Source organism: Nesiotobacter zosterae, from assembly GCF_033843645.1.
GTDB classification, from domain to species: domain Bacteria; phylum Pseudomonadota; class Alphaproteobacteria; order Rhizobiales; family Stappiaceae; genus Pseudovibrio; species Pseudovibrio zosterae.
Map to the genome: position 1 here is coordinate 305592 of NZ_JAWXVZ010000004.1, position 12967 is coordinate 318558.

General features: G+C 55.4%; 17 protein-coding genes. 2 read left to right on the forward strand and 15 right to left on the reverse strand.

Features of this window, described 5'->3' with window-relative positions:
• Positions 1-4 precede the first annotated feature (4 nt).
• From Q3Y58_RS07895 to Q3Y58_RS07940, 10 genes are all read right to left on the reverse strand, one after another.
• Entirely contained in the window at positions 5-496 is a 492-nt protein-coding gene (locus tag Q3Y58_RS07895) for a nucleoside deaminase (protein ID WP_319621819.1), read from the reverse strand.
• A 190-nt stretch (positions 497-686) separates the two neighbouring features.
• On the reverse strand, positions 687-1064 hold the full coding sequence (locus Q3Y58_RS07900; RefSeq protein ID WP_319621820.1) for a DMT family transporter: 378 nt from the start codon (positions 1062-1064) through the stop codon (positions 687-689).
• A 50-nt stretch (positions 1065-1114) separates the two neighbouring features.
• The gene (locus tag Q3Y58_RS07905) at positions 1115-1435 is read right to left on the reverse strand and encodes a DMT family transporter (protein WP_274218969.1); all 321 of its coding nucleotides are present in this window, start codon (positions 1433-1435) and stop codon (positions 1115-1117) included.
• Between the two features lie 11 nt (positions 1436-1446).
• A complete protein-coding gene (locus tag Q3Y58_RS07910; protein WP_274218968.1) occupies positions 1447-2115 on the reverse strand; it encodes a DsbA family oxidoreductase in 669 nt (222 codons plus the stop codon).
• A 28-nt stretch (positions 2116-2143) separates the two neighbouring features.
• The gene (locus Q3Y58_RS07915) at positions 2144-2869 is read right to left on the reverse strand and encodes a transglutaminase-like domain-containing protein (RefSeq protein ID WP_208974991.1); all 726 of its coding nucleotides are present in this window, start codon (positions 2867-2869) and stop codon (positions 2144-2146) included.
• Positions 2866-4002, reverse strand: coding sequence for an acyl-CoA dehydrogenase family protein (locus Q3Y58_RS07920; protein WP_319621821.1), 1137 nt, complete (start codon positions 4000-4002; stop codon positions 2866-2868). The genes Q3Y58_RS07915 and Q3Y58_RS07920 overlap by 4 nt, the downstream gene beginning before the upstream one ends.
• A 21-nt stretch (positions 4003-4023) precedes the next feature.
• Positions 4024-4401 carry an ectoine synthase gene (locus Q3Y58_RS07925; RefSeq protein WP_274218966.1) on the reverse strand — a complete coding sequence of 126 codons (378 nt, stop codon included), beginning with the start codon at positions 4399-4401 and terminating at the stop codon, positions 4024-4026.
• A 33-nt stretch (positions 4402-4434) separates the two neighbouring features.
• Positions 4435-4692, reverse strand: coding sequence for an acyl carrier protein (locus tag Q3Y58_RS07930; RefSeq protein ID WP_274218965.1), 258 nt, complete (start codon positions 4690-4692; stop codon positions 4435-4437).
• Positions 4689-6179 carry an AMP-binding protein gene (locus Q3Y58_RS07935; protein ID WP_319621822.1) on the reverse strand — a complete coding sequence of 497 codons (1491 nt, stop codon included), beginning with the start codon at positions 6177-6179 and terminating at the stop codon, positions 4689-4691. The genes Q3Y58_RS07930 and Q3Y58_RS07935 overlap by 4 nt, the downstream gene beginning before the upstream one ends.
• Before the next feature lie 684 nt (positions 6180-6863).
• Positions 6864-7253, reverse strand: coding sequence for a VOC family protein (locus Q3Y58_RS07940; protein ID WP_319621823.1), 390 nt, complete (start codon positions 7251-7253; stop codon positions 6864-6866).
• A gap of 86 nt (positions 7254-7339) precedes the next feature.
• Here Q3Y58_RS07940 and soxR point away from each other — a divergent pair, with 86 nt between their 5' ends.
• Both soxR and Q3Y58_RS07950 read left to right on the forward strand, forming a co-directional pair.
• Positions 7340-7831 (forward strand): redox-sensitive transcriptional activator SoxR, encoded by a 492-nt coding sequence (gene soxR, locus Q3Y58_RS07945; protein ID WP_319621825.1) that lies wholly within the window; start codon positions 7340-7342, stop codon positions 7829-7831.
• Positions 7828-8289 (forward strand): GNAT family N-acetyltransferase, encoded by a 462-nt coding sequence (locus Q3Y58_RS07950; protein ID WP_319621827.1) that lies wholly within the window; start codon positions 7828-7830, stop codon positions 8287-8289. Before soxR ends, Q3Y58_RS07950 begins: the two co-directional genes overlap by 4 nt.
• 65 nt (positions 8290-8354) lie before the next feature.
• Here Q3Y58_RS07950 and Q3Y58_RS07955 read toward each other — a convergent pair whose 3' ends face one another.
• Genes Q3Y58_RS07955 through Q3Y58_RS07975 form a run of 5 tightly spaced genes read right to left on the reverse strand, consistent with a single transcriptional unit; the run spans position 8355 to position 12911 of the window.
• On the reverse strand, positions 8355-9185 hold the full coding sequence (locus Q3Y58_RS07955; RefSeq protein ID WP_319621828.1) for an inositol monophosphatase family protein: 831 nt from the start codon (positions 9183-9185) through the stop codon (positions 8355-8357).
• On the reverse strand, positions 9185-10024 hold the full coding sequence (locus Q3Y58_RS07960) for a glycerophosphodiester phosphodiesterase family protein (RefSeq protein WP_319621829.1): 840 nt from the start codon (positions 10022-10024) through the stop codon (positions 9185-9187). The genes Q3Y58_RS07955 and Q3Y58_RS07960 overlap by 1 nt, the downstream gene beginning before the upstream one ends.
• Before the next feature lie 27 nt (positions 10025-10051).
• The gene (locus tag Q3Y58_RS07965; protein WP_319621830.1) at positions 10052-11116 is read right to left on the reverse strand and encodes an ABC transporter ATP-binding protein; all 1065 of its coding nucleotides are present in this window, start codon (positions 11114-11116) and stop codon (positions 10052-10054) included.
• A gap of 2 nt (positions 11117-11118) precedes the next feature.
• Positions 11119-12030: a carbohydrate ABC transporter permease gene (locus tag Q3Y58_RS07970; protein ID WP_274218958.1), complete on the reverse strand. Its 912-nt coding sequence runs from the start codon at positions 12028-12030 to the stop codon at positions 11119-11121.
• Positions 12027-12911 (reverse strand): carbohydrate ABC transporter permease, encoded by an 885-nt coding sequence (locus Q3Y58_RS07975; RefSeq protein WP_319621831.1) that lies wholly within the window; start codon positions 12909-12911, stop codon positions 12027-12029. Before Q3Y58_RS07975 ends, Q3Y58_RS07970 begins: the two co-directional genes overlap by 4 nt.
• Positions 12912-12967 lie beyond the last annotated feature (56 nt).

Here is a 12967-nt window from a genome sequence, read left to right on the forward strand (position 1 = left end):
TCCATTAGAACCGCATGAAGCTGGATTTTGCCAACCACATGCGGAAGGGTTCAAAACCATTTTCCACTTCGTGAAGTTGCGGGCGCATGGCCCAATGCTCTGTTGGCACAGCGAAAATTTCGTAGGAGCGCGAGTAGTTGAAACCACCTTGTGCAGCGCCGTCTCTGTCCACCGCATAGACAATGCGTGAGACACCGGAATAGAGCGCAGCCATGTAACACAGGGCACATGGCTCACCGGAGGCGATCAAGGTCAAACCACTCAGACTGGGGTGCTGACGGTGCTTGCACGCGTTTCGGATGGCCACAACCTCTGCATGAGCGGTCGGGTCATGGTCTTCGGAGACACGGTTGACGCCGCTGCCATAGACCTTGCCGTTTTGGTCGGCAATCAGCGCTGTGAACGGAATGCCACCCTTTTCGACATGCTCGATAGACATGTCCACCGCCTGCTGAACCAGACTGTTAATGACGTCGTGTTCTGTTTTTGAGGGCATGAGTACTGCGCTCCCTGATAGTCTTTCGGAATTGGTGGGAGGGGAGACAAGGCTGGCACCGGGCATTCACCCCCGCGGCGAACACATGACTGAAGCTCGCTAAGAACCTGTTCATGCGTTAACCGCGAGGACCAGTGCCCAAGAATGGCATCAAGCACCGAAACGACGCCAGCCTTCGATCCCGGTTGACTTAGCCGTTAAGCTGTTTGCTGTCTGCCAGCTTGAGCCAAACAACGCCGCCGATGATCACAGCAAGCCATACACCCTGGTAAAAGGTCAGGGTCTGGTCCAGCAGGATGCTGCCGAAGACCGCCGCACCGATGGCGCCGATACCTGCCCAAACGGCGTAGCCAATACCAACATCGATCTGCTTCAACGCCACACTCAGGAAGTAGAGCGTGAGCAGGAAGAAGATGACCGCAGAGATCGACCAGCTCAGCACCGTGAAGGCCTGGCTTCCGCCAACGCTCAAAGCGTACCCAATCTCAAAAAGGCCTGCGAGGAGCAGAGCCAGCCATGCCTTACCGTGACTTTCGGTTGCTTCATTGCGTTCTGTTGTTGCCGACATTTTAAATTCCTTCTCTTGAAACTTGAGGTTTGTGGGCTGAAAGCGGCCGCTTATGCCGCGCCCGTCAGACGCAGACCGACAACCCCGCCAACCACCAGGAGGATGCCTAGGGCTTTCTGCCAATTGAGACGCTGATTGAAGAACAAAGCGCCCAGGATCACGATCCCGACCCCGGATACGGAAGTCCAGATTGCGTAACCGACACCAACGTCGAAGGTGAGGAGCGCGAGGCTGAGGAAGAACGTGGCAATTGCACCAGCTACAAGAGTTGCCGCGGTCCATTTGACGTTTGTGAAACCTTTTGCATTACCTGCTGAAATCGCAACAGCGATTTCGAAGATCACTGCAACACCAAGATAAAACCAGCTCATGACATACCTTTCTATGCTTTTGACTGAGTGAGGGGAGTGGTTGAGTTTTGGGCAGTTGCCTTCAACAGCCCGGCTTCTTGAAGGGCAGCGCGCAGTTCGCCCTCCGACGGAACGCCTTGCAGGCGCCTGTCTCCGATGAAAATGGTTGGAACAGCCGAGATGTTTGCTTGCTCCTTGGCCTGTTCCAATGCCTTGCGATGGGTAAACGCATAGGTGCCCTTGTCGAGAGCTTCGCGCAGCTCCGCACCATCCAAGCCGACTTCTTCGCCTAGCCGAACAATGACTTCGATGTCGCCAATGTCCTGCTCTTCTTGAAAGAAGGCCCGCAAGAACCGATTGGAGTAGGCCTCGCCAAGGCCCTTTTCCTGCGCCAGCTGGAAACCCTCGAACGCTTTTTGCGTGCGTGGTTGAGGAGAAATTTGCGGAAGCTTGATCGGCACACCGAGTTCCTCAGCCATGGGGTAGACCGAGCGCTCCCATACGGTGGGCAGGTATGGATCCTCGACCCGGAGCGTTGGCACCGGATCGGGACGCAGCTCATAGGGCCGCCATTCGATAGGCACATCGTGACCGTCGATGACACGTCGAATGACCGTCTCAGCCAGGAGGCAATACGGGCACACATAGTCGGTGTAGACGACAATGCTGTTTGATGGGTCACCGGTGTTTTTGTTGTACATGCAAATATATCCTCAAAAAAATTTGTGATCAGGCAGCCCGGAACTCACGCTCCTTCGGCACTGATCCCTTGCCTGTCACCATCAAGGGGTGCTGGGACTGAACCAGACACACAAGTTCCGAGTGCTTGGGGTTAGAGAAACGTGTCGGCTCTCCAAGGTATTCCATGGACCGACCCTTGGTATGCGGCTGATGGACCGCATCGCTGAAACCGTCGAATTCGAGCGGTTCAATCTTGTAGAGCTTGCAAAGCAAGCTATTGAAAACAGGTGCAGTCTTCAGCCATTGACCGTCTACTTTCACCTCATTGTACCAATGCAGAAACACCTTGCCGCCGACCAATTTTTCCAGGCTTGGTGTGGTGATGTGGTTCTGAACCTTAGAGGCCACAACACGGCACGGCACACTGGCGGCACGGCAACATGCAGCATACAAAATGGCCTTGTGCAAACAGAAGCCACGCCCGGCATTGATGATGCCGGAGGCCTTCAAGCCGTCTTTGCTGATGTCCGTTCCAAACACCTCGTAGAAGATGCCATCGCGGATCTTGTAGTACAGCGTGACTGCCACGGACCGGTCGGAATGATCTTTCCGACCGAGTGCATGCTTCACGTAGTTCTGAACCCCAGGGTCGAGATAATCAAGAACCTCGCCGGGCTGGCACTCGACACCGAGAAAACTAAAGTCAGTGTCCAAACCAAAATGGTTCAGAGCAACGGACGGGTCTTGATTGGAGTGGATGTGCGACGTGCTCATGCTCTGATCCCCATCATGGCTGCAATTCGGGAGCGCTGAATGTCGTTTGTTCCGGAGTAAATCGGACCGGCCAGAGCATTGCACACCTCAGCGCCAAGTCCGTTTTCCGCCAGAAAGCCATAGCCACCGAACACATGGACCGCGTCAATGGCCGTGGACAGGGCGCTTTCGCTCACATAGACCTTTGCAATCGCAACATCGGTCGTCACGTCTTTGTTCTGGCTGACCTTTTCCGCTACGTGCAGGATCCAGTTGCGGCTCATTTCGTAGCGCATTTTCATCTCTACGATCTTGTTGGCCACAGACTGGAAGGCCCCGATGGACGTGCCAAATTGCTCGCGGGTGTTGGCATAGCGAACACACCGGTCAATTCGGCGCTTCATTTCGCCGACATTCATCATGAAGGAATAGAGGATCTCACGCTTCATGACATAGCTCAGGATCAGGAAACCTGCGCCTTCGCGGCCAATGAGATTGGCTGCCGGAATGCGGCAGTCATCCAGTGTCAGCTCGCTGAGGGGAGAAGAAATCAGACCAACCTTCTTCATGGTTGGCCCAACCTTCACGCCCTTAGTGGTTGTTGGCACAAGAAAAGCGGAAATGCCGCCTGCCTTGCTGTCACTGGTCTTGGCGTAAACCACGATCACGTCGGCGATCGGGCCGTTTGTTACGAATGCCTTGTGGCCATTCAAGACGTACTCATCTCCATGCTTGGCAGCCGTTGCCTGCATGGAAACAGCATCAGACCCGGCACCAGGCTCACTGATGGCGTGCGCACCGATCAACCGCCCGGCGGAAAGATCAGCCAGATAACGGGCCTTGAGATCCTCGCTACCGAACTGTTCCAGCGCTGAAATTGTGCTGGCCAGATGGGTCGCAACGGTGAAGTTGAGGCCGGAATCCTGAGAAACCTCTCCCAGTGTTTCGCAAAGGGTCAGCATGCCCTTCAAACGATCGTTAAGGGAAAAGGCTTGATCTACAGCCGCTTCGAAGAACCCGGCATCGGAGACTGCCTGCCACTTGGACCGGGGAAATTCTGTCTCGGACGGCGCGCCCTCATTGATTGAGGGGTCGAGCTTACGAAGAGCTGAAACCAGCTCTTCGAAGCGCGCAGAAGGATTAGTTGAGAGCATGACGCTCGCACTCCTTTTGGCTTAGTAGCGGGAGAACCCTTCTGGGTCGAGCTTATGTCGTTCATCGCCGTTCAACGGCGGGTTGAAGACACTCACGAGGTGCATGTCTTCGCCTTCGTTCGCGACGAGAATATGCGGGTCATGTTCATCGAGCGCATAGATGTCGCCAGGCTCGATGTTGAAGACAATACTGCGATCCTTGCTATAGACCTTGCCACTACCGGAAATGCAGTAGCAGGCTTCCAGATGACGCTCATACTGCAAGCGAGACTCTGAACCAGCATTTACAACAGTGTGGGCAACAGTGAAGCCCATGTTGTCCTTCTTAGTAATCAGACGGTGACTAGATCCATTACCCCAGTTAACGCCCTCAAGTTCATCTTTCTTGCGGTAGAACATTACTCTATCCTCCTAATAGATATCTGGTTAAAACTAGGCGACTGCTTTCTGTTCATGCTTCAGAATGAAGTCGTCTATGGCCTTCACACTCAAAAAATCCTCCGGTGCAAGGTCCATTTCGTTGATCGGCAGTGAGAAAGTCTCTCCCAGCCATGCAATCAGGCGTACCAACGCCAGACTGTCCAAAACACCCGAGGCCAACAGGTCATAGTCCTCAGGGATTTCATCGGCAGAGACATCTGTGGTCAGTTCGCTACAGATGAAGCTGCGAATTTCATGGGAATAAGTCATGAAGTTGTTTCTCCGGCTTCCTGGAAGAACCCGGCAAGTGACTTGCGGTCTGGCTTGCCTGTTGAGGTTCTCGCGAGTGGATCACTTGTAATTTTGTAAAGGGAAGGTATCGCTGAGCGTGGAATGTGCTCGGCACAATAGCTGCGCAGTGTAAGGCTGTTCAGCTTTGCACCAGGGGAGACCTGCACCACAGCAGCCAGCTTTGTGCCTGCAGCGGCGTCAGGTAGAGGGATCACGGCAGCCGCCTCCACATCCGGATGGGAGGTAAGGGCGATCTCGACATCGACAATGTTGGTGCGGACGCCGCGAACTTTCACAATAAAATCGCTACGGCCTTCAAGGTAAATCAGGCCATTTTTCTTCATGCGCACAAGATCTCCGGTCTTGTAGAACGTCTGAGCAACGCCCTCTACAACACGGGTCAGGAACGCATCTTCGGTTTTTACAGGATCTGTGTATCCTGTTGCCTGAAACGGCGTGGAAACAAGCAGTTCACCGCGTGCGATATCGTCTGACTCTGGCTCATCCGTCGGCTCGACCAGAATTTTCACATGAGGGAGCGGCATGCCAACCGGCATCATCTCAAGGTCTGTCAGCTCCTCAGCATTGCAAGAAAAGATCAGGCTGTCGTTGGTTTCGGTGGCCCCATAAACATTGCGGAAGATCGCCTCCGGAAACATATGGGCCAGCTGTAGGCGCTGTTCTTTGGAGAACTTCTCGCCGGTCATGATGACGTTCTTGACGAAGGGTGCCTTTAAAGCCGCGCTGCCATCTGTCTCCGCCAGCATTCGATAAAGCAGCGGGACACCTTCGATCAGTTCCGGCTCATGCTTGGAAACCAGCGCCCGCAGATACGCCCCATCTGCACCTTTTGCAGGATCGGCCAGGACCGAGCAGGCCCCAATGGAGAGCGGGGTCCAGATTTCAAGCAGGGCGAGATCGAAGTTCAGCGGAGCGTAGCTAAAGACCTTGCTGTTCTGCACTAAGGAGAACTGTTGTTTCGCCCAAGCGAAGAAACTCTTCAACGCGTTTGCGGGAAGCATCACACCTTTAGGTACGCCAGTGCTGCCCGAGGTGGTAAGTATCAAAGCGCAGTTGTCGGTGCTTTTGGTGAAGCCCTTGCCACGCACTTCCTTCAGAATCTCGATGGTTCCGTGCGCATCAACGCCGATCTGCGCGAAGATCGCTGCATCTTCAAAGACCTTGTCGCATGCTTTGTCACCAAGACCTGCGGGCACAATCATAACCGGATGGCCGTGGTGCCAGAGCGCCAGAATCAAGGCGAGTGAGCGGGCGCTTTTTTCTGCAAACAAAGCAACACGGGAGCCGGAGGGCAGCGGGAGGTTTTCGACCTGATGGCAGAAGGCACCATGCAACTCCAATAGGTCAAGATATCGTACCTCGCCCTCATCGGTATGCAACGCCACCGCTTCTCTAACCTTCTGAAACTCCTCCAAGAAACCTTGGCTCAATGTCTCGCAGACCATAGCACGTCGTTCTCTCTGTCTCGTGGGGCAACTCCTGCCCGATTGCTTGCGCATACAAGTATATTTGCTGACCCCTGTCAACATGCATGTGCAAGCATTTTTATGAACTTTCGATGGCAAGGCGTGCTCGAAATAAGGCCTAAAGCTGCGGGGTACACACAACAAGGCGGCAGGAACAGGCGCTAACCTATTGAAAATGCGTAATATGCGTTTTCACGCCCGCTAGGCATCCCTGAATTTTCGTAGAACTAATGATATGCGTGAATCTACGTGCCACCCAAATCTTGCATGCATTAGACACTTAAGCATCTGAATATACGTGTAACCACGCCGCGCGCATGTCTGAGAGCTATGCAAGGCGTGCGCCGAACCTTGGGAGAACGGCATAAAAAAGGGACCGCGCTCGTGTACTCGACACAAACACGGTCCCTGCTCAATTGGTAGGGGTAGCTTGGATCTCATGCTGTTACGGGAATCAAACCTCTGATTCTCGATTAGCAAGACGGCCGGAAGGGCAGGTGGCGTTGCCAATCACGCCCCTCAGGCCCATTGGGGCATTCGTTTTTCGGGCGACAGCCGCAATCTGAATACCAAAGCGGATCATAGTCCCGACGCTTCAACATTCGGTCCGGAGATCCGGAACGCAGGCGAGAAAGCGTGCCAATGAAGCTTGAAAAGCTGGCGTTACGAAACATAGCTCACAACCTCAAACTCGATTTCGTCATCATCATGAAAATAGAAGCGGCGCCCCGGCTCATAGTCCCCGTGATTGTGGGTTTTGATGCCATCAGCCAGAATGCGCTTTTCCGTTGCATCCAGGTCGTCAACCACGATGGCAACGTGGTTCAGGCCACCACGGGTGATGTAAGTGTCTTGTCCAGGCAGCTGATCCACACCGGGCTTTGCGTAGAGTGCGACGTAGCTGTTTTCATTGCCAACGTGCACCGCATAGCCTTTGTCTTTGGCAGGACCGGACCATCGCACATGCCAGCCAAACCATTTGGTCAGTCTTTCAGCGGTTGCATCCGGATTGGTGACGGTGAAGTTTACGTGTTCCAAAAAGCTTGTTGTCATCTCGTTTCCTCGGGGTTTGACAGCAGATGACATCCTGTTTAATTCCTCAAGTTAAGTTGAGGTCAAGGACTTTTTTGGGGGGTGCTGTGAAGACTGCAAGGAGCCCGGATCTGCTGACGATTGGCGAGTTGGCAGATAGAACCGGCCTGTCCGTTTCCGCCATCCGGTTTTACGAATCCAAGGGACTTGTGACGCCAGCGCGCAACGCAGGCGGTCAACGCCGTTTCATGCGCGCCGATATCCGGCGTCTATCGCTCGTGCTTGTTGCGCAGGAGTTCGGTTTTACGATTGCCGAGATCTGCGAACAGATGGCGGGTCTTCCCACAGGGCGCGCGCCCACAAAGAAGGACTGGAGCAAACTCAGCACGCAATTTCGACGCCACCTTGATGAACGCATTGCAAAAATGACCCGACTTCGCGACAAGCTCGACAGCTGCATTGGCTGCGGGTGTCTGTCGCTGCAGTCCTGTAAACTTTACAATGCGGGTGACGCTGCCGCCGCCTATGGTCGTGGCCCGCGCTACATCATTGGCGACAAGCCCATTGTCACAGAACGCAAGGATACAACCAAGGCATGACGAGCCTCTCTCAAAACCGGCGTATCATCCGCCCAGTTACGCTTCACGACTATGAAGAGGTCGTCGATCTCTATTTACAGCTGACGGAAGGCCGCCCCGTTGCTTCAGGAGCAGAAGGTCGTACCCACTTCGAAAAGCTGCTCGCGCATCCGGGAACGGTGATCTTCGGCGCGGAAGTTGATCGCCACATCCGATCCATGGCAACGCTGCATCTCTTGCCCAACATGACCTCCCTTGGCAGGCCTTACGCGCTGGTTGAGAACGTGGTCACTCATGAGGCATACCGCGGGATCGGACTGGGCAGGGCTGTCTTGGAAGCCTTGATCGCGGCCGCGTGGGCAGAAGGCGCCTACAAGATCATGTTGCTTACCGGCAAGCTGCGGACGGCCGTTCAGTTCTATGAAAAGATCGGATTTTCCGCTGACCAGAAGCACGGCATGGTTCTGCGCCGCGATTGAAGGAGTGGGGCCCACGTTAAAAGCCCGGTTCCATACATTAACAAGAACCGGGCTTGTAAGATTGCTTAAACCTGCAAGGCAGGCCGCAGACGCGAGAGCGCGTCCTCCATCATTTGCGGACTTGCGGCAGTAAGCAGCATGCCCTCAGACATGGTTGGACGATACCGCTCGCCCGTAATCAACTGCGCCGCGCCTCCCGCTTCTTCAACAATAAGCGCCCCCGCTGCGTGGTCCCATGGCTTCAGGTTGGCAGCCAGGCAGAAGCCAATTCGGCCTTGCGATACCAACCGATACTCGTGACAGGAACACCGCAGGGAGTTAAGGCGGTTGAACTCCGACAAACGGGCTCCGACGGCCAGACGCTGGTCAGGCGACAGCAGGTACAAGGGCACCATGCCAGTAAGAAGACCCGCCCCCTCAAGGCTGGAGATCTTTCTGGTATGACCCGCTGCTGTTTGAAACCGGCTGCCAGCACCTTTTTCCGCACAAATCCAGTCATCCAGAACTGGGTCATAGAGCAGGCCGAATACCGTCTCACCCTTGAACGTAACGGCGATAATAACGCCGAAGGTCGCAAGGCCATTGGCGTAATTCCAGGTCCCGTCAACGGGATCGACAATCACGCAAATGTCCTCACGGTCAATCAGGGAGAGCCGGGAAGGATCATCGGAGACCGCTTCCTCACCCACCACAGCAGCACTCGGCAACAGGCGGCCCACAGCCTCAGTCAGGCGCTCTTCAGAGCGTTTGTCAGCGATGGTCACCAGATCATCGGGCGCAGTCTTGCTGTCGATCTGCGTGGTTTCCAAGTTCCGAAAGCGCGGCATGATCTCTTCACGAGCGATCTGCCGCACTTCGTTGATCAGCGCTTCATAAAAGGCTGGTGTCAGCTTCATCAAGCTACTTTCGCCAGTTGGGAGCGGTAAGCCTGAAGGGCTTCCGGCTCGTCGGTTTGAATAACACTCACACCTGCGTCCATGAGACGGCCCCATACGGCTGCAGGTTCTTGCGCACCCAATGTGTCCGTCAGGCCGCAACAGGCAACACCATCCAGCGTGTTAACCCAGACAGCCAGTCCCGCCTCACGAAAGCGATCCGCCCGTGAGGCAATGGTGTTCAGGTCATCAAACTTGGTTTCAACGATGGAAGCACCCGTTTCAGCAAGCAAATCAATGAGTACGTCCACATTGTGCGCTTCAAAGCGTGTCATTGGCATGACCATGACCCCATTGGCCTGTTGCAGCTCCAGCAGGAGTGACGCTTGCTCGGCGGTCTGCACCTTCACCTTCAAGTCCACATGCTCGCTCATGCCATAGTCTGAGACGAGCCGGGACGCATCGGTAAGATCGCGGCCGATCTTCACGTCGATGTCGAGATAGACACGGTCCTTGGCCGCTTCCAGAGCTTCCCCAAGTGTCGGGATCAGGTGCTCCGTGAAGGGTTGATTTTCACCACCATCGCGCGCCTTGAGACGCAGCTCTTTCAGCTCCGCGATGGTCAGGCTTTCAGCAGGCACATCCTTGCCGGCCATACGCTCCAGAGTGTCATCGTGGCAAATGAACAGAACATCATCACGAGAGCGGCGCACGTCGATCTCCACGATTTCATAGCCTGCTTCAGCCGCGTTGAGGATCGACTGGACGGAGTTCTCTGGTGCGTTGTGCCACGCGCCCCGGTGGGCCACGATGGTTGGGGTAGCACGGACGCCGCGGATAAAGTCGCGATAAGGTTTCATCTGAATATCCTTTTGTTCTTGATTGGCTTAGTCGCTGCGCAGAGCGTCGCCCGTGGCGGCGTCGAAAAAGTGCAGCTTGTCTTCTGGGATGGTGATATGAACCCATTCACCACCGCGAATGGGTTCGCCCAATTGGGTTGCAAGGCGCAGGGTCTGACCGTTCTCCATCTCCACCACCATGGTGCTGTGGGAGCCAAGATCTTCCCTGTAGGCCACGTGCACTGGAATGCCGCTTTCCGTAACCTTGATGTGCTCCGGCCGAATGCCGACTGTCACATCTCCGCTGATTTCAGTTGCCGCAAGGCGCACACCACCCACGCTCACCGCACCGTTCGAGGCTTGAGCCTCAATAAGGTTCATAGGAGGGGAGCCTATGAACCCCGCGACAAAGGTATTGGCAGGCTTGTGGTAGATGTTGTGCGGGGTGTCAAACTGCTGAATGCGGCCGTGATTGAGGATCAGAATGCGGTCAGCCAGCGTCATGGCCTCAACCTGATCATGGGTTACGAAAACGCTGGTTGCGCCAATGCGGCGGTGCAGGGACGACAGTTCCATGCGCATGTCGTGACGCAACTTGGCATCCAGATTTGACAGCGGTTCATCGAACAGAAGCACCTGCGGTTCACGCACGATCGCGCGGGCAATCGCAACACGCTGGCGCTGTCCGCCGGAAAGCTCTGAAGGTCGGCGATCAAGGTAGTCACCCAGATTCACGACGTTTGCAGCCGCCTGAATCCGGCTGGTGCGCTCATCCTTTGGCACACCAGCAACCTTCAGCGCGTAGCCAATGTTGTCTGCTACGCTCATGTGCGGGTAGAGGGCATAGTTTTGGAAAACCATGGCAAGGCCACGGTCCTTGGGCGGGATGTCTTGCACCTCGCGCGACCCGATCATGATCTTGCCACCGGAGACTTTCTCAAGACCGGCGATCATGTTGAGCAAAGTGGACTTCCCACATCCGGACGGACCGAGAATTACCGTGAACTCGCCAGATGCAAGGTCGGCAGTGAGGCCCGGAATGACCGGCGTTTTGCTGTAGGTCTTTTGCAAATCGACCAGATGAATGCCTGCGGCATGGGCTAAAGCGGTCATGATTATTTCTCCGAGAGAACCAGCCCGCGCACAATGAGGCGCTGGGTCAGGGCGATCAGAACGAGCGGGATGGCGGTGACCATGATGGCGCCGGCCATTTGCAACGGGAAGTTGGGGATCTCGTCTTCTCCCATGCCGCTATCCAATGCGGTGAGGCCCACCACAGCGGTCTGCATGTCGGGAGAGGAGATGGAGACCAGTGGCCACATGTAGGCAACCCACCCACCAATAAAGAGATAGATGAACAGGCTGAGCAGCGGTCCCTTGCTGAGCGGCAAAAGAATGTCCACCATGAAGCGCAGAGGGCTCGCCCCATCCAGAGTGGCCGCCTTTGCGAGATCCACCGGAAGGGTCTTGAAGTACTGCACCATGATCAGCGTGCCAGTCCCTTGCGCCATCAGTGGGATCGCAGCACCGGCGTAGGTATTGAGCAGGTTGAGCTGCAAATCCAGTGGCGCTCCGAAAAGAGTTTCCCAGGCACCACCCAGATTGGCCACCGCGTTGATGGGCATGGCAACGTTGGCCGCGACCTGATAGGCCGGGATCACCATGAGATCGAGCGGCAGCATGATGGAGGCGAGCACCGCAGCATAAATGAAGATGCTGTAGCGCGGTGCAAAGAACACCACCGCGTAGGCCGTGGTGAATGCCAGAAAGCAACGCCCGAATGCGGAAACGAAAGCCACCACGAAACTGTTGAAGGTCTGCCGTGGCAGGAGCGTGAGTTCCCAGACTTGCTGGAGGTTTTCAAAAAAGTGGGTCCCAGGCACCAGCGAAAAGTTGTTGCGCAGGAAGTCGCCATAACTTTGCGTTGCCGTGATGACCACGAAGACAAGAGGTGCCAGAACAAAGGCACAGCCAGCCAGAAGAAGCAGTGTCGCCGTGGTGTTGATGGAGCGGGTATCTTCAATCATCTTTCGTACTTCACCCGTTTTTCGACGACCAGATACTGGAACGCGGTGACGGCAGCGACGACGATCATCAGCATCGCTGTTTGTGTGGCTGCACCGGACAGGTCGTAAGCTTTGAAACCATCCACGTAGATCTTGTAGACAAGCAGATTGGTGGCGCCGCCAGGGCCGCCTTGGCTCATTGTGTCGATCAGTGCGAACGAGCCAGACAGACTGTCAGCAATTTCCAGCACCACCACGATGAAGAGCTGCGGGGTTAGCAATGGCAGCTGAATGTCAAACAATCGCCGCCATGGACCCGCCCCATCAATGGCTGCCGCTTTGTGAAGCGTGTCTGGAATGGATTGCAGTCCGGTAAGCAGGATGATGAAGGTGAACGGGATCGCATTCCAGATGTTGGCGATGTAGATCATGATCCACGTATGCACCGGGTTGATGCGCGGGTTCCAAAACCCCGGAAACATCTCGTTCAGCGGCGCAAGAATGCCCATGAACGGGTTGAAGATGAACAGAAAGATGACACCGATGGAGGCAGCAGCAACGGCCTTCGGCCAGATCAGGACGTTGCGCGCCAACGGCGACATGCGAATGCCGCGATCGGCAGCAAGTGCAAGGACCAGAGCACAAATGATGGAGGTGGAGGACGCCACAACCATGTAGGTCAGCGTGCGCCAAAGCGATGTCCAGAATTCCGGATCGCTCAGGACACGCTCAAAGTTCTGCCAGCCCACGAACTGGGAGCCGCCACCAAAGGGGCGCTCCAAATGAAACGACCAGAAGAACGCCAGAAACACCGGCAGATAGAAGAAGAAAAACAACACCACAAGCTGCGGACTAGCCAGCCAGAGCGGAAGCCATTTGTTTCTGTAAAAGCGGTTTGACATGGAAGTCGGCCTTTAACGGGAAAAGGGGGCCGGATGCACCGGCCCGCCATGGTTCG